General features: G+C 69.8%; 16 protein-coding genes and 1 tRNA gene. 6 read left to right on the plus strand and 11 right to left on the minus strand.

Translation table 11 applies throughout. The features are described 5' to 3' along the window. Positions 1-36: 36 nt before the first annotated feature. Positions 37-1,233, minus strand: a complete 1,197-nt coding sequence (locus AB0H36_RS12865; protein ID WP_360520843.1) for a helix-turn-helix domain-containing protein — start codon at positions 1,231-1,233, stop codon at positions 37-39. 125 nt (positions 1,234-1,358) lie between these two features. Between AB0H36_RS12865 and AB0H36_RS12870 the strand changes: the two genes are divergently transcribed. Genes AB0H36_RS12870 through AB0H36_RS12880 form a run of 3 tightly spaced genes read left to right on the plus strand, consistent with a single transcriptional unit; the run spans position 1,359 to position 4,911 of the window. Then, the gene (locus tag AB0H36_RS12870; protein ID WP_360520846.1) at positions 1,359-2,399 is read left to right on the plus strand and encodes a PHP domain-containing protein; all 1,041 of its coding nucleotides are present in this window, start codon (positions 1,359-1,361) and stop codon (positions 2,397-2,399) included. 15 nt (positions 2,400-2,414) lie between these two features. Next, positions 2,415-3,875 (plus strand): phospholipase D-like domain-containing protein, encoded by a 1,461-nt coding sequence (locus tag AB0H36_RS12875; RefSeq protein ID WP_360520849.1) that lies wholly within the window; start codon positions 2,415-2,417, stop codon positions 3,873-3,875. 28 nt (positions 3,876-3,903) lie between these two features. Further along, a complete protein-coding gene (locus AB0H36_RS12880; RefSeq protein ID WP_360520852.1) occupies positions 3,904-4,911 on the plus strand; it encodes a pirin family protein in 1,008 nt (335 codons plus the stop codon). Here AB0H36_RS12880 and AB0H36_RS12885 read toward each other — a convergent pair. From AB0H36_RS12885 to aceE, 5 genes are all read right to left on the minus strand, one after another. Then, entirely contained in the window at positions 4,877-5,410 is a 534-nt protein-coding gene (locus AB0H36_RS12885; protein ID WP_360520855.1) for a hypothetical protein, read from the minus strand. The genes AB0H36_RS12880 and AB0H36_RS12885 overlap by 35 nt on opposite strands. A 74-nt stretch (positions 5,411-5,484) precedes the next feature. Continuing rightward, complete coding sequence (locus AB0H36_RS12890) at positions 5,485-7,110, minus strand: LuxR C-terminal-related transcriptional regulator (RefSeq protein ID WP_360520858.1); 1,626 nt, start codon at positions 7,108-7,110, stop codon at positions 5,485-5,487. A gap of 34 nt (positions 7,111-7,144) precedes the next feature. Next, positions 7,145-8,239 carry an NAD(P)/FAD-dependent oxidoreductase gene (locus tag AB0H36_RS12895; RefSeq protein WP_360520861.1) on the minus strand — a complete coding sequence of 365 codons (1,095 nt, stop codon included), beginning with the start codon at positions 8,237-8,239 and terminating at the stop codon, positions 7,145-7,147. Then, entirely contained in the window at positions 8,239-8,550 is a 312-nt protein-coding gene (locus AB0H36_RS12900; protein ID WP_360520864.1) for a hypothetical protein, read from the minus strand. Before AB0H36_RS12900 ends, AB0H36_RS12895 begins: the two co-directional genes overlap by 1 nt. Positions 8,551-8,744: 194 nt before the next feature. Continuing rightward, entirely contained in the window at positions 8,745-11,474 is a 2,730-nt protein-coding gene (gene aceE / locus AB0H36_RS12905) for a pyruvate dehydrogenase (acetyl-transferring), homodimeric type (RefSeq protein WP_360521108.1), read from the minus strand. Positions 11,475-11,771: 297 nt separating this feature from the next. Here aceE and AB0H36_RS12910 point away from each other — a divergent pair, with 297 nt between their 5' ends. From AB0H36_RS12910 to AB0H36_RS12920, 3 genes are all read left to right on the plus strand, one after another. Further along, positions 11,772-12,218: a DUF3052 domain-containing protein gene (locus tag AB0H36_RS12910; protein WP_360520867.1), complete on the plus strand. Its 447-nt coding sequence runs from the start codon at positions 11,772-11,774 to the stop codon at positions 12,216-12,218. A 7-nt stretch (positions 12,219-12,225) separates the two neighbouring features. After that, entirely contained in the window at positions 12,226-12,693 is a 468-nt protein-coding gene (locus tag AB0H36_RS12915; RefSeq protein ID WP_360520870.1) for a peroxiredoxin, read from the plus strand. A 20-nt stretch (positions 12,694-12,713) separates the two neighbouring features. Further along, positions 12,714-12,785, plus strand: a tRNA-Val gene (locus tag AB0H36_RS12920). Here the strand turns inward: AB0H36_RS12920 and AB0H36_RS12925 are convergent. The 5 genes from AB0H36_RS12925 to AB0H36_RS12945 all read right to left on the minus strand — a co-directional run bounded on the left by AB0H36_RS12925 (position 12,745) and on the right by AB0H36_RS12945 (position 18,106). Continuing rightward, a complete protein-coding gene (locus tag AB0H36_RS12925) occupies positions 12,745-13,245 on the minus strand; it encodes a GNAT family N-acetyltransferase (RefSeq protein ID WP_360521111.1) in 501 nt (166 codons plus the stop codon). The two genes, AB0H36_RS12920 and AB0H36_RS12925, sit on opposite strands and share 41 nt — an antisense overlap. 67 nt (positions 13,246-13,312) lie before the next feature. Continuing rightward, on the minus strand, positions 13,313-14,722 hold the full coding sequence (locus AB0H36_RS12930) for an ATP-binding cassette domain-containing protein (protein WP_360520873.1): 1,410 nt from the start codon (positions 14,720-14,722) through the stop codon (positions 13,313-13,315). A 32-nt stretch (positions 14,723-14,754) separates the two neighbouring features. Further along, on the minus strand, positions 14,755-15,516 hold the full coding sequence (locus AB0H36_RS12935) for an ABC transporter permease subunit (RefSeq protein WP_360520876.1): 762 nt from the start codon (positions 15,514-15,516) through the stop codon (positions 14,755-14,757). A 110-nt stretch (positions 15,517-15,626) separates the two neighbouring features. Further along, a complete protein-coding gene (locus AB0H36_RS12940) occupies positions 15,627-16,565 on the minus strand; it encodes an ABC transporter permease (protein WP_360520879.1) in 939 nt (312 codons plus the stop codon). Then, positions 16,562-18,106, minus strand: a complete 1,545-nt coding sequence (locus AB0H36_RS12945) for an ABC transporter substrate-binding protein (protein ID WP_360520882.1) — start codon at positions 18,104-18,106, stop codon at positions 16,562-16,564. The genes AB0H36_RS12940 and AB0H36_RS12945 overlap by 4 nt, the downstream gene beginning before the upstream one ends. Between the last annotated feature and the right edge of the window lie 206 nt (positions 18,107-18,312).

An 18,312-nucleotide genomic window follows, 5' to 3' on the forward strand; every position in this document is an offset into this window, starting at 1 on the left:
CAGCACGAATTCTACCGGCCCGTCTTTGGAGGAATCCTACAAAATGGTGCTTCCGGGCTCCGGGTTGAGCAGGCGGCCGAGGGCCAGTGCGACACGCAACGTGAAAGCGTCGCGGGGACTGAGCGGCGAGTAGCCCGTGATCTCGCCCACACGCTTCAGCCGGTACCGGACGGTATTCGGGTGGATGAACAGCGTGCGAGCGGTCGCCTCGATGGAACCACCCGAGTCCAGGTATGCCGACACTGTGTCGAGCAGCACGCCATCGCCTATTGTGAGCGGGCCGTAGACGTCGGAAGCTAGTTGCCGGCGGGCGTGGCCGTCTCCGGAGAGTGATCGCTCCGGGAGCAGCTCGTCGGCGTGCACGGGCCGTGGGGCCTCCGGCCAGGCCGGTGCCGCGCGGAGACCGGCGACGGCCGCCCGGGCGGACGTGACCGCCGCCATCAGGTCCTTCACCACGGGTCCGACGACGATCGGGCCGGGTCCGAACCACTGGACCAGGTTTTGTACGATCTCGACAGGTTTACTCGTACCACCGAGTACTACCACGAGCCGGTCGCCCTGCATCGCGCACAGAGCGTCAGCGCCGGCCTCCCGGGCCGCGTGCCGGACCAGGTCGGCGACGTTGGCGCTGCCCGGCTCCGACTCCAGCGCCCGGCCGACGACCACGGTGACCTCCGAGGATCCCGTCGTACCGGCTCCGGTCCAGCCGAGGGCGGAGGCGCGGGAGCGGACCGACTCGTCGGCCTCGCCGCGGATCACCGAGTCGACGACGAGGGCTTCGAGGCGGGCGTCCCAGGCGCCGCGCATCTCGGCGGCCTGGGCGTAGACGGTGGCGGCGGCGAACGCGACCTCGCGGGCGTAGCGCTGCATCGCCTCGCGGACCACCGGCACGTCCTCGGCCGGGAGCAGGTCGCCGATGGTGTTCTCGATCATCTCGATCGTGGTGCGCAGCAGCTCGACGGTCTGGTGCAGCGAGATCACCCGGGTGAACTCCCGCGGCGCCGAGCCGAACATCCGGGTCGGCATCGACGAGTGCGCCTCGGGGTCGCGGAACCAGTCGACGAACGCGGTGATACCGGACTGGGCGACCAGGCCGATCCAGGACCGGTCCTGCGCCGACAACTTGCCGAACCAGGGCAGCTGCTCGTCCATCGCGGCCATCGCGGCGGTCGCCAGCGCACCGGTCGCGCCCTGCAGCCGCTCGGCGCGCTCGAGATGTCCCTTCTTCGCCACGCCCCGACCATAACCGGCGGACCGCCACGCCATCACAACTGCAGCTTCCGCGTGACGCGCCGCCTGAGCGGCGCCGGGGCGTTGGATTGCGATGGCCTGGGGGTCCGCACTGCCATCATTGGGGGATGACGGACAAAGCGGGCGTGGCGGATGCGATCGCGGCGCTGCGGGCGATCGGGTACTACCTGGAGCGCGACCGGCAGCCGACCCACCGGGTGAAGGCGTACCGGCGGGCGGCCGACACGATCGCGGCGCTGCCGGCGACCGAGGTGCGGGCGCGGCGCCGGGCCGGGACGCTGACCGAGCTGCCGGGGATCGGGCCGAAGACCGAGGCCGTCATCGTCGAGGCGATGGACGGCAGCACTCCGGCGTACCTGGTCAAGCTGGAGGAGGCGGCGGGTGAGCTGACCACGGCCGGCAAGCGGATGCGTCAGGCGTTGCAGGCCGACCTGCACCTGCACTCGGAGTGGTCCGACGGCGGCAGCCCGATCGAGGAGATGGCCCGTACGGCGCACCGCCTGGGGCACAAGTACATCGCCCTGACCGACCACTCGGCCCGGCTCCAGGTCGCCAACGGACTGTCCCGCGAACGCCGCCTGCAGCAGCTCGAGGTGGTCGCCGAGCTGAACAAGAAGCTGGCCGACGAGCTCGACGGGTTCGTGATCCTGAACGGTATCGAGGTCGACATCCTCGAGGACGGCTCGCTCGACTGCGACAGCGAGATCCTGGCCCGGCTCGACCTCGTCGTCGCCAGCGTGCACTCGAAGCTGCGGATGGCGGCCGGGCCGATGACCGAGCGGATGGTCCGGGCGATCGCGAACCCGCACGTCGACATCCTCGGCCACTGCACCGGCCGGCTGATCACCGGCGGCCGGGGGACGCGCCCGGAGTCCGAGTTCGAGGCCGAGGTGGTGTTCGAGGCCTGCCGTCAGTTCGGTACGGCGGTCGAGATCAACTCCCGCCCCGAGCGGCTGGACCCGCCCAAGCGGCTGCTGTCCCTCGCGGTCGAGATGGACTGCGTCTTCTCGATCGACACCGACGCGCACGCGCCGGGCCAGCTCGACTGGCAGGTCTACGGCTGCGAACGCGCCGAGGACTGCGGCGTCACGCCCGACCGCGTCATCAACACCTGGGACCAGCAGAAGCTGCTCGCCTGGGCCAGCTAGCCGTATCGTGCAGGGATGGCGAGCGGTGGCTACTCTCTGCCTGAGCTTGCGATCTCCGCGGACTGCCAGGTCACCCCGCTCATCGACGGCGCGGAGTACGGCGCCGCGCTGCAGGAGGCCCTGGACGGAGTCGGAGCGGGTGGATTCGTCTACCTGACCGGCTGGTGGCTCGGGCTGGCGCGTGGACGGTTCGAGTTGCGCGCCGGTGGGCGGGACATGGAGTTGTACGACGCACCGCCGTACTGCCTGAATCCGTGGCCGGAGTCGGTGCCGTTCGTGGATCCGCCCGACGAGTCGTCGGCCCTGCTGGGAGTGCTGGCGGGGAAAGTTCGTGCCGGCGCCGACGTGCGTGCCCTGGGGTGGGTTTCGCCGTTCGCCCTGCGGCATCCGAGCGTCGCTGCGCGCGGGGGTGCGGCGTATGCGGTGGCGATCAACACGCTGACCATGCGGTCGCTCGAGGCGTTGCGGGAGGCCGGGGCGCTCGCGCTGCCGAGCACGGTCGGCCATGTCGCCGGATCGACGCACAGCAAGCTGGTGATTGTCTCCGATGGTGAGAACACGGTCGGGTTCACCGGCGGTCTGGATCTCGAGCTGAGCCGGTGGTCGCGGCCGGATCACAGCGGCCGGCAGATCTGGCACGACGTGGTGGCGAAGGTGGAGGGCCCTGCTGTCCAAGGGTTCTACGACCATTTCCGCACCTTGTGGGAGGCGAACGGCGGACCGGAGCTGCCGGCCACCGAGGTCCCGGTCGAAGGGCGCGGTGCCCAGCGAGTGCAGAACCTGCGGACGTTGCCCGCGGCCCGCTTCCCCTGGTACCTGCCGGTCCGGTCGAAGCCTTTGCCCGAGGCAACCGACGGACTCTTCACCTACCGCGACGCACTGCGCCACGCGATCGGGCAGGCCCGCCGCTACATCTACCTCGAGGACCCCCTGATGTGGTCGGTCGAGCTGATGACCTGGGTCCGCGACGCGGTACGGCGGACTCCCGAGCTGACCGTGATCCTGCTGACCGGCGGGCTGGACGACCCGAACGACCCGCCGTTGCCGCATGCGGAGTACTTCTGCCAGTCGGTCAACCACGGGCTGCTTGCCGGACTGGACGACGGACAGCGCAGGCGGGTGCGCGTGTTCCGTCGTACTGGGGTCGTCGTGCATGCGAAGACCGTGCTGGTGGATGACGAATGGGCCTGCATCGGGTCGTGCAATCTGGCCAGGCGATCGCTCTACACCGACATCGAGCACGGGGTCGCGTTCGCCGATGGTGTGACGGTGTATCGGGAGAAGCTGTGGAGCCATCACCTCGGGACCGCACCGGCCGGCGACCTGGACGCGTGGCTGGCAGCCTGGCGAGCATCCGGACAGGTCGAGGAGGTCGCGCTACCGGTCCCTGAGGTCGCGTTCAGCCCCCGGCAACGGCGGCGCTATCAGGCCCTCCATGACCCGGACTCGCGCTGGTGGACCCCACGGCCGTCCTGACTCTGGGTTACGGGACTAGATTTTCTCTATGAGCGATCTGGAAAAAGACCCGGCAGAGATCGTGAGTGTCTGTGGCGACGGTGGACCCGTGCTGGAGTTCCTCGAGCCGCGTGAGGTGATCCTCGGCCGGACGACGAAGGTACGGCGGTTGCTGCCGAACAAGAACCGCCGGATGGTCGGCGCCTGGTGCTTCGTCGACCACTACGGTCCGGACGACGTCAGCCACCGCCTCGACTCGTACGACGTGCCGGGGGACCGGGGCATGCAGGTCCCGCCGCACCCGCACACCAGCCTGCAGACGGTGAGCTGGCTGTTCGAGGGGGAGATCGAGCACCGCGACAGTGTCGGGTCGCACGCGATGGTCCGGCCGGGCGAGCTCAACATCATGACCGCCGGCAACGGCATCGCGCACTCCGAGGTGTCCACGCCGGACGCGCCGCCGATGCTGCACGGCGCGCAACTGTGGGTCGCGCTGCCGGACTCCGTGCGTACGACGACCCCACCCGCCTTCAACGCGTACGCCGACCTGCCGTCGGTCGACTTCGACGGCGGCCGCGCCACCGTGATGGTCGGCACCGTGGCCGGCGTGACCTCACCGGCGCCGGCGTACACCCCGCTCGTCGGCGCGGACGTCACCGTCGACCCGGGTCGCACTTTGACCCTCCCGCTGACGCCCTCGAACGAGTACGCCGTACTGGTCGTCGACGGATCGCTCACGGTCGGCGAGCTGGCGCCGTCGTTCGGGGAGATGGCCTACCTCGGCTCCGAGCGGGAGTCCGTCGACCTGGTTGCCTCCGACGACGGTGTCCGGTTCCTGCTGCTCGGCGGCGAGCCCTTCGAGGAGCAGTTGGTGATGTGGTGGAACTTCATCGGCCGCACCCACGAGGAGATCGTCGCCGCCCGCGACGCCTGGCAGGAGGCGATCGCCGCCGGCGGCACCGATCGCTTCCCGACGGTCCCCGGGTACGACGGCGCCGCACTGCCGGCCCCGGCGTTGCCGGCTACCGTGCTGAAACCACGGCCGCGGGCGCGCTGACCCGGCGGCGGTAGTACGCCCAGGTGAGGACGAGGAGGGACGGACCCCAGAGCTGGAGCGGGGCGTAGCAGGCGATCATCAGCGTGGCCCAGGCCGGGCTGGCGAACGGGATGAACTCGTTGCTGAAGACGTCCCGGAAGCCGTACGTCCAGATCGCGATCAGGGCCAGAGATCCCAGGACGGCCGGGACGATCGCGGCCCACGGGTTCACCCGGCGGCCGCCGATGAACGGGATCCAGCGCGGCGCGACCTCACCCCACGGCTTGACCAGGCCGAAGGCGATCAGCGCGACCGCCTCGGAGAAGATCGACAGGAAGACGATGTAGACCTTCTCGGCGGTGTCGACCACGTACATCGGGTGGCCGGCGTCGTCGAGGACGCCCATCGACGACCCGGCGACCAGCCCCAGCCGCCACAGGCCGGACGGCAACGTCATCAGCGGGATCGCGTGGGCGAGCCGGTAGGCCCACCGGGGGACGGGGCGCTCAGTCGTGTTCACTCTGCCGAGCATCCACCGCGCGCCGCGCGCGGACCTCACCCGTGAGAGTGAATCGATTCCCTCCGGAGAGCGTTTCAGAGCAGGTCGTGGTCGCGGGCGTAGGCCGCCGCCGCGGTCCGCGACGGTACGTCGAGCTTGGTGAAGATGTTGGTCAGGTGCCGGGCGACGGTCTTGTCGCTGAGCACCAGCCGCTGCGCGATCTCGGTGTTGCTGTTGCCCGAAGCAACCAGGCGGAGGACTTCGAGCTCGCGCCCGGTCAGCCCGCCGGCCGTCTCGCGGTGCAGCAGCTTCTCGACCTCCTGCCGGGCCGGCGCGGTGCCGAGTTCCTCGAAGGACCGCATCGCCGAGGCCAACTCCGCCGACGCCGAGTCCTCGTCGCCGAGCAGCCGGAACGCCCGACCGACCAGTACCTTCGACCGCGCGACGTCGTACGGCGCCTGCAGGCCGCTCCACAGTTGCGTCGCCGACCGCGCATGCGGCAACGCCCGCTCGGACTCGTCGGCGGCGAGCGCCACCAGGCTCTCGCAGTACGCCGCCATCGCGCGCAGTCCCGAACATCCGAAGCGGCTCGCGACGTCGCTCAACTCGGCTGTGGTCGACACGGCCTCCTCGAGGTGCCCGCCGACCAGGAACACCTCCACCGCAGCCGGCAGCAGCCGCGCTCGGTGGACCGGATCGCCGGCCTCGGACAGCAGCCGCCGTACGGTGGCAACGGCTCCCGGCGTACGGCCGCGGGCGAGCAGCAACAGCGCCCGCCCCGGCTGAGGCTCATACCCGTAGCTCGCTGCCTTCTCGTAGGCCGTCTCGGCCGCGGTGTAGTCGCCCCGGATCCGCAGCACGTCGCCGGCCTCGCTCAGCGCGAGACCTGCGGCCGCGACTGCTCCGGTGTCCGCGTAGCGCTTGCAGGCCCGGTCGAACTCGTCCAGCGCCGGTCCGAAGGCCCCGCGCAGCCGCAGGATCTGACCACGGTGTACGGCGCACTGCCCGGTGTACGGGACGAGATCCGGCTGACTGTCGCACCACCGTGTCAGCGCGGTCGTCCACGCGGACGCGCGGTCGAAGTCCAGCACCTCCTGGCAGCCCTCGATCATCGCGCAGTACACGTTGCCGGAGACGATCGGTGACACCTCTCCGGCGGCGACGCCGACCATGGCCTCGTCCATCTGCGCCAGCCCTTCCGGCACCCGGCCCGAGTACAGCAGCAGTCGGCCCTGCGCGATCAGGCCCAGCGCCAGCAGATCCGGTTCCGCGAACCGGCGCGCCGCTTCGGTGACCTCGTTGGCTGCGCGATCCGCCTCGGCGAAGTCACCCTGAGCCACACTCCGGAAGAACGCCGTCACCCGCAAGTAGCCACGCTCCACCACATCCTCGGGGTAGTCCGCCAGCAGCCGCTCGGCCCGGGCGGCCCAACCGCCGGCGACCGCCATCTCACCGCGAAGGTTGAGCACCATCGACAGCCAGAAGGCGAACCGGACCGCGCCCGGGATCTCACCGCGGTCGATCTGCAGCCGGAAGCCGCGCTGCAGGGCCCGGACACAGGCGTCGTTGTCGCCGACCAGGTACGCCGCGGTGCCGAGCGCCATCAGGTCGTCCGGGCCCAGAGCGGCGTCGCCGCCGGCCGACAGCCGGTCGTAGGCCACCGCCCAGTCGCGTCGTTCGAACGCCGCCCGGGCTCTCTCGAGATCGTCGACAATCCCCATCACACGGCCCCCACTCGCGAGCATGCGCGCCCAATCAGGCCACGGCAAGACTCCGCCCGGATCGGGCCGCGATCCGCTTGGCGACGTACGCCGCGTCCCGCCCGACACCCGGCAGCACCATCGAGCTGAAGGCGAACTGGAAGGACAACCCGCAGAAGAACAGACCCGGCGCGTCCGTGACCACGCCACGCTCCTCGAGCGGCCAGCCGTCCGGGCCGAAGATCGGCAGCCGGATCCAGTCGAAGACCTGCTGGAACCCGGTCGCCCAGACCACGTTCGCCACGTCCAGCACCCGGTCGTCGCCGAGCACCGGCAGTCCGTCCCGGACTCCGGTGACCCGATCGTGCACCCGCTCGACCCCCCGCGCGAGCAGGTCCGACCGCTTCACCCGGAGCATCGGGCCGCCGTGGAAGCGGATGTCGTCCTTGGCCTTCCGGCCGATCGGGGTCCGCCGTGTGACCACGTGCTTGCCGAAGAACAGGAAGACCGGGAAGAACACGTGGGCGCCGGGGCTGTCCAGCCGGACCGGGATCTGGCCCGGGTCGCGGCCGCACAGGACGGTCGGGTGGCTGGTCGCGACCTCGTAGGCGATGTCCGTGCCCGAGTGCGAGCCGCCGACGACCAGCACCGGGCCGTCCTTCAGTTGCTCGGCCCGGCGGTACTCGCTGGAGTGCAGCTGCCGGATCCCCGGGTCCAGGTCGACGGCGAAGTCCGGCAGGTACGGCGTCCTGCCGAAGGTGCCGGTGGCAACGACCACGTTGTCGGCGTGGATGGTGCCGGAGCTCGTGGTCACGGCGTACCGGTCGCCGTACGCCTCGAGCCTCTCGACCCGGGTGCTGCCGCGGACCGGGAGGTCGAAGCGGGCTGCGTACGACGCCAGGTAGTCGGCGACCTCGTCCTTGGTCGGGTACGACCACGGCGTGCCCGGGAACGGCATCCCGGCCAGCCCGTCGTACTTGCGCGGGGTGTAGAGCCGCAGCGTGTCCCACTGCGCCCGCCACTGGTCGCCGACCCGGGCGTTGCCGTCCAGGATCAGGAACTGCCGCTCCCGCTTGCGCAGGTGGTAGCCGGTGGACAGCCCGGCCTGGCCGCCGCCGATGATGACGGTCTCGACACTTTCGGTGTTCATCACGCGAGCCTCCGCTCGTCTCGTGCGACGCCGCGGTGCCCGGTGAGGCTGTGGTAGCGCAGCCACCACAGCAGCATCACGGCGGACGTCACGACGTAGAAGCCGTGCAGGGCCCAGATCGGTCCCGGCGGCAGGTGCACCACGTAGATGCAGTGGACGGCGTTGCCGACGTTGGCGAGGACCAGGTTGGCCGGGCTGTACGACTTCAGGTCGCGGGTCCGGACCGCCTTGATCACCATCGGCATGGCACTCGACGCGAAGAGGATGGTGGACACCGTCCCCGCGAGAAGAGCAACGCTGACGCCAGTCATGTCACTGACGGTAGGGAGCGGGGGCATCCCGCCGCGTCGGACGGAATGCGCAACCCGCGCAGGCGGCCGGCTACGAGGTTTGTCGTACACCGGCATCCCGCCGGCCCGCTGCCAGGTGACCGTAAGAGGTTCCGGAAATAGGAAAGCCGCCCACCCGAAGGTGAGCGGCTTCCCGGGTTTCCAGGGTGCGGGCGTCAGGCGCCGGCGCCCTCCTGCTTCACGCCGGCGACCGCGGTCGGGTCGTCGATGCGGTACTTGCGGGCCGCCTCGGCGGCGACCTCCGGCTTCACGTCACCGCGCTTGGCCAGGATCTCCAGCGTGGCCACCACGACCGACTCGGCGTCCACGTGGAAGTGCCGCCGGGCCGCGGCCCGGGTGTCGGCCAGGCCCCAGCCGTCGGTCCCGAGCGAGGTGTAGTCGTTCGGCACCCAGCGGGAGATCTGGTCCTGCACCGAGCGCATGAAGTCGCTGACCGCGACGACCGGGCCCTTGGTGTCCTTCAGTTGCTCGGTGACGAACGGCACCTGCTCCGGCTCGTCGGGGTGCAGCAGGTTGTGCTCCTCGGCCGCGACCGCGTCGCGGCGCAGCTCGTTCCACGAGGTCACCGACCAGATGTCGGCGGCCACCGAGTACTCCTCGGCGAGGATCTGCTGGGCCTTGCGGACCCACGGCAGCGCGACCCCGGACGCGAGCAGTTGCACCCGCGGCACGTCGTCGCCCTCGGCCGTCTCGTACTCGTTGAACCGGTACATGCCCTTCAGCAGTGCCTCGACGTCGAGGTTCTCCGGCTCGGCCGGCTGCGGAACGGGCTCGTTGTACACGGTCAGGTAGTAGAAGACGTCCTCGCCGTACGGCGCGTCCTTGTCCAGGCCGTACCCGTACATCCGGCGCAGGCCTTCCTTCACGATGTACGCGACCTCGTAGGCGAAGCCCGGGTCGTAGTGCACCGCGGCCGGGTTGCTCGAGGCAAGCAGCGGCGAGTGGCCGTCGGCGTGCTGCAGTCCCTCACCGGTCAGCGTCGTACGGCCCGCGGTCGCGCCGATCAGGAAGCCCCGGCCGAGCTGGTCGCCGAACGCCCAGAGCGAGTCACCGGTCCGCTGGAACCCGAACATCGAGTAGAAGATGTAGAACGGGATCATCGGCTCGCCGTGCGTCGCGTACGCCGTGCCGGCCGCGATCATCGAGCCCATCGCGCCGGCCTCGCTGATGCCCTCGTGCAGCAGCTGGCCCTGCTCGGACTCCTTGTACGACAGCAGCAGGTTGCGGTCGACCGCCTCGTACTGCTGGCCGTGCGGCGAGTAGATCTTCGCCGTCGGGAACATCGAGTCCATACCGAACGTGCGGTACTCGTCCGGGGCGATCGGGACGATCCGGGGACCGACCTCCGGGTCCTTCATCAGGTCCCGGAACAGCCGGACCAGCGCCATCGTGGTCGCCACCGGCGCGTTACTGCCCTTGGAGAGCGGCTTGTAGACGTCGTCACCAGGAAGCTTGAGCGAGGTCTTCGGCGTCACCCGGCGCTCCGGCAGCGAACCGCCGAGCTGCTTGCGCCGCTCCATCATGTACTGGTACTCCGGCGAGTCCGTGCCGGGGTGGAAGTACGGCGGGTTGTAGGCGTCCTCGAGGTCCTTGTCCTCGATCGGCAGGTAGAGCCGGTCCCGGAACGCCTTCAGGTCGTCCGAGGTCAGCTTCTTCATCTGGTGGGTCGCGTTGCGGCCCTCCAGCGCCTCGATCGTCCAGCCCTTGATGGTCTGGGCCAGGATCACCGTCGGCTGCCCGACGTGCTCGGTCGCGCTCTTGAACGCCGCGTACACCTTGCGGTAGTCGTGACCGCCGCGCGGCAGCTTGCGCAGGTCCTCGTCGGACAGGTTCCGGACCATCGCCTGCAGCCGCTGGTCGCCGCCGAAGAAGTTGTTCCGGATGTACTCGCCGGACTCGACCGAGTAGGTCTGGAACTGGCCGTCCGGCGTGGTGTTCATTTTGTGCACCAGCACGCCGTCGTGGTCCTGCGCCAGCAGGTTGTCCCACTCCCGGCCCCAGATCACCTTGATGACGTTCCAGCCGGCGCCGCGGAAGTAGGCCTCCAGCTCCTGGATCACCTTGCCGTTGCCGCGGACCGGGCCGTCCAGCTGCTGCAGGTTGCAGTTGATCACGAAGGTGAGGTTGTCCAGCTCCTCGCGGGCGGCCAGGCCGATCGCGCCGAGCGACTCCGGCTCACCCATCTCACCGTCGCCGAGGAACGCCCAGACGTGCTGCTGGCTGGTGTCCTTGATGCCGCGGTGGTGCAGGTACCGGTTGAACCGGGCCTGGTAGATCGAGTTCAGCGCGGCCAGTCCCATCGAGACGGTCGGGAACTCCCAGAAGTCCGGCATCAACCGCGGGTGCGGGTACGACGACAGCCCGTTGTGCGGGCCGCGGGAGACCTCCTGGCGGAAGCCGTCCAGCTGGTCCGCGGACAGCCGTCCCTCCAGGAAGGCGCGCGCGTACATGCCGGGGGAGGCGTGGCCCTGGATGAAGACCTGGTCGCCGCCGCCGGGGTGGTCCTTGCCGCGGAAGAAGTGGTTGAAACCGACCTCGTACAGGCTGGCCGCGGACTGGTAGGTGGCGATGTGGCCGCCGACCTCCAGGCCCTTGCGGTTGGCCTTGCTCACCATCACCGCGGCGTTCCACCGGATGAAGGCGCGGATCCGCCGCTCGATGTGCTCGTCGCCGGGGAACCACGGCTCCCGCTCGGGCGGGATCGAGTTGATGTAGTCGGTGCTCCGCAGCGCGGGCACCCCGACCTGTCGCTCCCGGGCTCGCTCGATCAGCTTGAGCATCAGGTAGCGCGCTCGCGCCTTGCCCCGTTCGTCCAGGACCGCGTCGAGCGATTCGACCCACTCCCGTGTCTCGTCGGGGTCGATGTCGGGGAGCTGGGTGGGCATCCCCTCGGTGATGATGGCTGGTGGTTCGTGTCCGGAAGCCACGGTGTCCTGCCGTTCTCTCTGGTTGCTCTTCACCGCAATCCTGTCACCTGTTCGGAATGCGTTCTACTTCGCCTTCCACAGGGGCCCGATTCTGGTCGTCCCGGCGTGTTCCCACCGGACACGCGCCGTACCCACCACGCGGATACCGGACACGTCACGGAACCCTCGTGCATACTTGCGCGACGCGGTAGGCCACGATGGACTATCGCTACTGACGCCTACCCCCGGGCAAGCGGGGACCACGGAGGAGGACACGTGAGCGCGACCGCGGACCACGCGGACGGCAAGAGCGGCGGGCCGAACATGGCCTCCCGGCTCGGCCTGGAGACCGGCTGGATCGTGCAGGAGATCGGGTACGACGACGACTGCGACGACGAGTTCCGCGACGCGATCCGGGAGATCACCGGAGAGGAGTTCGTCGACGAGGACACCGACGAGGTCGTGGACGCAGTCCTGCTCTGGTTCCGGGAGGACGACGGCGACCTGGTCGACGCGTTCTTCGACATCCTGACCGACCTGAAGGCCGGCGGCGTGGTGTGGCTGCTGACCCCGAAGGTGGGCCGCGACGGGTACGTCGACGCCAGCGACATCGCCGAGGCCGCCCCGACGGCCGGACTCGCCACCACGAGCAGCCTGACCGTCACCGACGACTGGTCGGCGACCAAGCTGGTGGTGCCCAAGTCGGCCCGCGGCAGCCGGTGACCGTCCGGTGACCCCTGCCGTCGGCAGCCGGGCACCGGACTTCACCGCCCGGAACCAGTACGGCGAACAGGTCCGGCTGGCCGACTTCCGCGGCCGGCGCGACGTCGTGCTGGTGTTCTACCCCTATGCGTTCAGCGGGGTGTGCACGAGTGAGCTGACCACGCTGCGGGACCGCCCCGGCCTGCTCGCGGCAGCCGAGTTCCTGGCCATCTCCTGCGACCCGATGTTCACGTTGCGGGCCTACTCGGACGCCCAGAAACTCGAGTTCGGCCTGCTCACCGACTTCTGGCCGCACGGGGCGATCGCGACGTCGTACGGCGTCTTCGACTCCGACCGCGGCTGCGCCCTGCGCGGCACGTTCGTGGTGGACCGGAGCGGGGTAGTCCGGTGGTCCGTCGTGAACCCGATCCCCGAGGCCCGCGACCCGGACGACTACGCAGCGGCCCTGGCAAGCCTGGGCCTCGACCTCGGGTAGACTGCGCCGGTCGCTGAAACGGGCGAATAGCTCAGCGGTAGAGCGCTTCCCTTACAAGGAAGATGTCGGGGGTTCGATCCCCTCTTCGCCCACGATCGGAATTTCGAAGTGGACGGCCGGGCTGTACCGGGGGTCTGTGCGGCCATCGTGGACTTCGGTGGCGATGGCGTGCCAGAACGGCTCGGCGCCCTCGACGGCCGCGTTGGTGTGCAGGTAGATGACGTCGTAACCGGGTGTGTCGGCGATGAAACGGCAGGCCAGGTCGACGAGCGCGCGGGCGAGGCCGTGGCGACGGTGATCGGGGCGGACGTAGACCCGGAAGATCTGGGCGGTCGTCCCGGACGGGTACCGTTGCGCGATCCAGGGGGCGTGCGGTGGGCTCTTTGGGCCGTCGGCGCGTACGGCGGCTGTCCCGACCACCTCGTCGTCCCGTACGGCGACGAACAGCCGCTGCCGTGGATCGTCGAAGTACGCCCGGCCCGGGTCGACGACGTCGGCGTGCCAGCGTGGCACGTACCCGTGCCCGAACACGTGGTAGAAGGTGTCGAGCATCACAGACCGCGCTCCGTCGATGTCCTCACGACGCGCGGTCCGGACGACGTACGGGCCGATGTGGTGTTCAGCCGGCCGGGTCAAGAGCGTCCTCCAGTGTTGAGGCGGCCACCAACGCGCGGGTGACCGGATGAGCGGGTTCGGCGAGGACTGTGGCCGTGGCCCCTCGCTCGACGATCCGGCCGGCGGCCAGCACCGCGACCTGACGGGCGAGTGCGGCGACGACCGTGAAGTCGTGGGTGATCACCACGAGGGCGCAGCCGGTCCTGTCCTGCAGCTTCCGCAGTACGGCGATCGACTCGGCCTGGGCCACTGTGTCGAGTCCGGAGGTGATCTCGTCGCAGACCAGCAGGTCCGGCTCAGCCATGAGAGCGCGCACGAGCGCCGCCCGCTGCAGCTCCCCACCGGACAGTGCAGCCGGCAGGCGGCTCGCAGTGGCTTCCGGGACGCCCAGCTGGGCCAGTGCGTCGAGCGCACGGCGCCGTGCGTCGGTCCGGCCGCGGAGGCGCTCGGCTGTCCGGGCCACCTGGTCGACCACGGCGACGTACTCGTTGAACGATGCGCGGGCGTCCTGGTGGACGTACTGGATCCGCGCCAACTGCTCGCGGGTGCGTCGACGCACCAACGGCGACAGGCGTGTGGTGCTGAGCAGGAGCTCCCCTCCGCGGTGCGGGTGCAGTCCGGCGATGCAGCGAGCCAGCGTGGTCTTGCCGCTGCCCGAGGGGCCGACGACTGCCAGCGACTCGCCGGCGTGGATCGTCAGCGAGACCTCGTGCAGGGTCTCGACCCGTCGGTGGCCGGCGGTCAGCCGCCGGACGTCGAGAACCGTCGGCCCGGCGGCTTCGTAGGTCGCCGGCTGATGGGGCGGCGGGCTCGGTAGCTCGGTGCCGACGATCCGGCCGTTGTCCATCACCAGGACCTGGTCGGCGAGGCGGCCGGCCAGCTCGAGGTCGTGGGTGAGGAGCAGGATCGCGATGCCCTGGTCCGCGACCGCCCGCAGTTCGTCGATGAGACCGGCGCGAATCAGCGCGTCCTGGCCGGTGGTGGGTTCGTCCGCGATCAGGACCTTGGGACGGCCGATGAGCTCATGAGCGAGCACGACACGCTGCTGCTGCCCGCCGGAGAGCTGGTGTGGGTATCGGCGCAGGAGCTGGTCACCGTCCGGGAGCTGGGCCTGCCGCAGCGCTTCGAGCACGCGGTGCCGCACCTGGTTGCGTGGCACGTGCAGGCGGGCGATCTCCCGCAGGACGCCGCCGATCCGCCGTACCGGATTCAGCGCGGCCGAAGGTTGCTGTGGCAGGTAGCCGACCGGCCCGTCGACCCGCACCTCGCCGGAGACGATCCCGCCGGGTGGCTGCTCGCCCAGCAACGCGAGGGCGGTCGTGGTCTTGCCACTGCCGGACGCACCGACGAGGGCTGTGATGCTGCCCGCGGCCAGCGCGAACGAGACATTGTCGACAATCGAACGATCACTCAATCGAACGATGAGATTGTGAACCTCGACGACGCTCACCGGGTCTCCGTCCGCAGCAATCGGTCGAAGGTGAGGTTGACGCCGATCGCCAGCATCACGATCAGCACCGCGGGGACGGCGACCGCCCACGGCTGCACGAACAGGCCGCCACGATTCCGGTCGACCATCGCCGCCCAGTCACTGGCCTGCGGTGAGATGCCGACACCGAGGAAGCTGGCCGAGGCGACCAGGTAGGTCGCGCCGGTGAACCGAATGCCGAGGTCGGCGGCGAGCGTACGGCGCATCGATCGCGCGACGTACCCGAGTCCGATCCGGATCCGGCTCTCGCCCTGCAGTCGCATCGCCTCGACGGCCGGCCGCGCGGAGAGCGCGAGCGCGGCGGCGCGACTGATCCGAACCACGTCCGGGAGATTGATCAAGGCAACGACCGCGACCAGCAACCATGGCGAGTGCGGCGCGATCGAGACGAGCAACAGCAACAGCACCATCGACGGCACCGCGAGCAGCAGGTCGAGCGGCCGCATCAGCAACTCGTCGAGCACCCGGCTCCGGGTCATCCCGGCGACCAGCCCGAGCGGTACTGCGACCAGGTAGGTGCACGCGGTCGCGGCAGCAGCCACCAGGATCAGCGACCGTCCACCGAGCAGCACCTCGTTCCACACGTCCCGCCCGACGAAGTCCGTCCCGAACCAGCCGCTTCCGAGACTGAACGGCACCGCCTTGGCCGTGTCGGCCGACGCGAACAGCGGCCCGGCCAGCGCCAGCAGCACCGGTACCGCCACCAGGATCCCGGGCACGAGGAATCCACCCGGCCCGGTTCGTCCTGGCGAAGTCCGGCATTCCCGCCTGCCGCCCGTCTCGCCGACCAGCTGTCGCTTCGTCGATGCCTTGCCGCCCATCGACGTCTTCATCGGCCTGCCTCGGCCGCCGGCGCCAGTGCCCGCGCCGCCACGTCGGCGAGCAGGTTGACCAGGACCGTGGTGGTGGCGAGCACAACGGCCAGGCCCTGGACCACCGGCAGGTCCCGGGCGGCCACGGCCTCGGCCAGCGTCGTGCCCAGACCGGGGATGACGAAGATGGCCTCGATGACGATCACGCCGCCGACCAGCCAGTCTGTGGTTCTCGCGAGTTGCTGGACGGACGGCGCCACCGCGTTGGGCAGCGCATGCAGGAGCCGGATGCGGATTGTCGACAATCCGATCCTCTGCACGTGCCGCACGTAGTCCGACCGTTGGGCGTCGATCATCCCGGCCCGGATCAGCCGGCTCAGCGAGCAGACCGGGCGCAGCAACAGGACGAACACCGGCAGCACGAGGACGGCGGGATTGCTGCCGAGCGCGGTACCGACGGCTGTCGGTGGAAACCAGCCGAGCTGAACCGCGAACACTGTGACGACCAGGATTCCCATCGCGAACTCGGGCGCCGAGTACAACCCGAGCGTGCTGCCGGTGATGACCCGATCCAGCCGCCCACCCTCGCGATGTGCCGCGAACACCCCGAGCGCAACCGACAACGGGATCAGCAAGACCAAGGTCAACCCGGCAAGCAGGACGGTCGGTCCGGCCGCGGTGGCGATGATGTCCAGCACCGGACGTGGGCCCACCAGGGACTGACCGAAGTCGCCGTGCAGCGCGGCGGCCGACCAGTCGCCCAGCCGATGCCATGCCGTCTCGTTGAGGCCCAGCCGCTCGCGCAGCGACGCGATGATCGCCGGATCCGGGTTGTCTCCGGCAATCGTCACGGCTGCGTCGCCGGGCAGCGCCTCGGTCAGGAAGAAGGTCCCGCCCATCACCGCCAGCACCTGTACGACACCGAGCAGCAAACGGCCGGTGACGTACCGGATCACGCGAGCCAGACCTTGTCGAAACGCGCCCAGTTCAGGGTGTTGGCCGGAGCCCTGTCGTCGAGGCCACGAAGATTCGGGGCCGAGGCAACGATCCAGTCCGAGACGCCCCACCAGACGAAGCCGCCCTCGTCGAACAGTTGCTGCTGCATGCGCAGGTACAGCTCGGCGCGCTTCGTCTCGTCGGTCGTCGACTGCGCGTCGTAGTACAGCTTGTCGAACTCCGGCCGCCGCCACTGCGTGTTGTTGGTCGTCGAGGTCGTCAGCAGTCGCTGCGAGATGTGCGACTCGAGCGGCATCGCGCCGGATCGATAGCCGGCCAGTACGCCGTTCTTGGCGATGTCGGCCCAGTAGGTGTCCTTGTTGCCGAGCCTGACGTTCAGGTTCAGGCCGATCGCCTTGGCCTGGTCGCTGATCGCCAGCGCTGCCTCCTTCAGCCCGGTCGACGCGTCCGAGGTGTCGAAGTCGATCGTCAAGCCCTCGGCACCGGCCTGCTTCAGCAGAGACCTGGCCCGATCCGGATCCGGACCCCGCTGCGCCAGGCCGGCCGCGTAGTACTGGTAGTTCTTGCCGTAGAGGTCGTTGCCGAGCTCACCCGATCCGTGCAGCACGGACCTGATCAGTTCCTCCCGGTCGACGAGGTGGAACATCGCCTGCCGAAGTTCCGGCCGGTTGAACGGCGGGCGGTCGATCTTCATCGCCAGCCCATGGAAGTTGCTCAGCGGCAGCCGGTGGACCTGGACGGTCCGCTCGTGCGTCCGGGCGCTCGTCGGCGTCAGATCGTGGGCGTACTCGACCTGCCTGCCGAGCAGCGCGTTCACCCGGGCGGCCTCGTCGTTGCTGATCAGGAGGTGCAACTCGTCGAGGTACGGCGCTCCGTCCCAGTAGTCGGGGTTGCGTTCGGCCACGAAACTCCGCCCGGGCTCGAACGAACGGAACCGGAACGGCCCCGACCCGATCGGTTTCGCCAGGTCCGGCATACCGGCCGGGACGATGTAGGCGCCGAGCGTCGCGAGCGCGTTCGGGAACTCGCCGTACGGTCGCTGCAGCCGGAACTCGATCGTCCGATTGTCGACAACCCGGCTGGCGGCCAGGTCGATGACCGACAAGGCCGACTTCGCGCGCCGCGTGGATCCGGGCTCGACGATCCGCGCGAAGCTGGCCAGCACGTCGGCGGGCCGTACCGGGCGGCCGTCGTGGAAGGTGGCCTGGCGCAGCGTGATCCGCCAGGTCCGCAGGTCCGCACTCGGCTCCCACTTCTCCGCGAGCCGGGGCTGCGGCGACATGTCCGATCCGTAGTCGGCGAGCTTGTCGTACATCGCCTTGGCGCGCGCGATCTCGACGTACAGATTGCTCTGGTGCGGATCCAGCACCTCCGCGGCGCCGCCACCGGAGAACGCGGCGCGCAGCCGACCGCCCGAGCGCGGCGAGCCGCCTGCCGACGCGGTGCCGGGCGATTCGGCGCAGCCGGGCAGTACGGCGACCGCCGCACCGGCCGACGCGAGACCGAGGAAGCCGCGGCGGCTCAACGACGAACTGGACATACGAGGACCTCACTCCCTCGGCGGATGGCGAACAGTCGAAAACGATAATGGTTTTCAGTTCCGAGAGCCAACCCAGTTCGGATCTCGATTCCGGTCATCGGACGGTGTCGGCGGGCGCCGTACCCGGTGGCCGTGCCGCTCGTTGTGCTGGTGTCGGCGGCTGCGCGATTTCTTAACCTTCGGCTGCTGGGATCGGACTCCTCCAG

Origin of the sequence: Kribbella sp. NPDC050820, from assembly GCF_040653975.1 — a bacterium.
Classification (GTDB): Bacteria; Actinomycetota; Actinomycetes; order Propionibacteriales; family Kribbellaceae; genus Kribbella.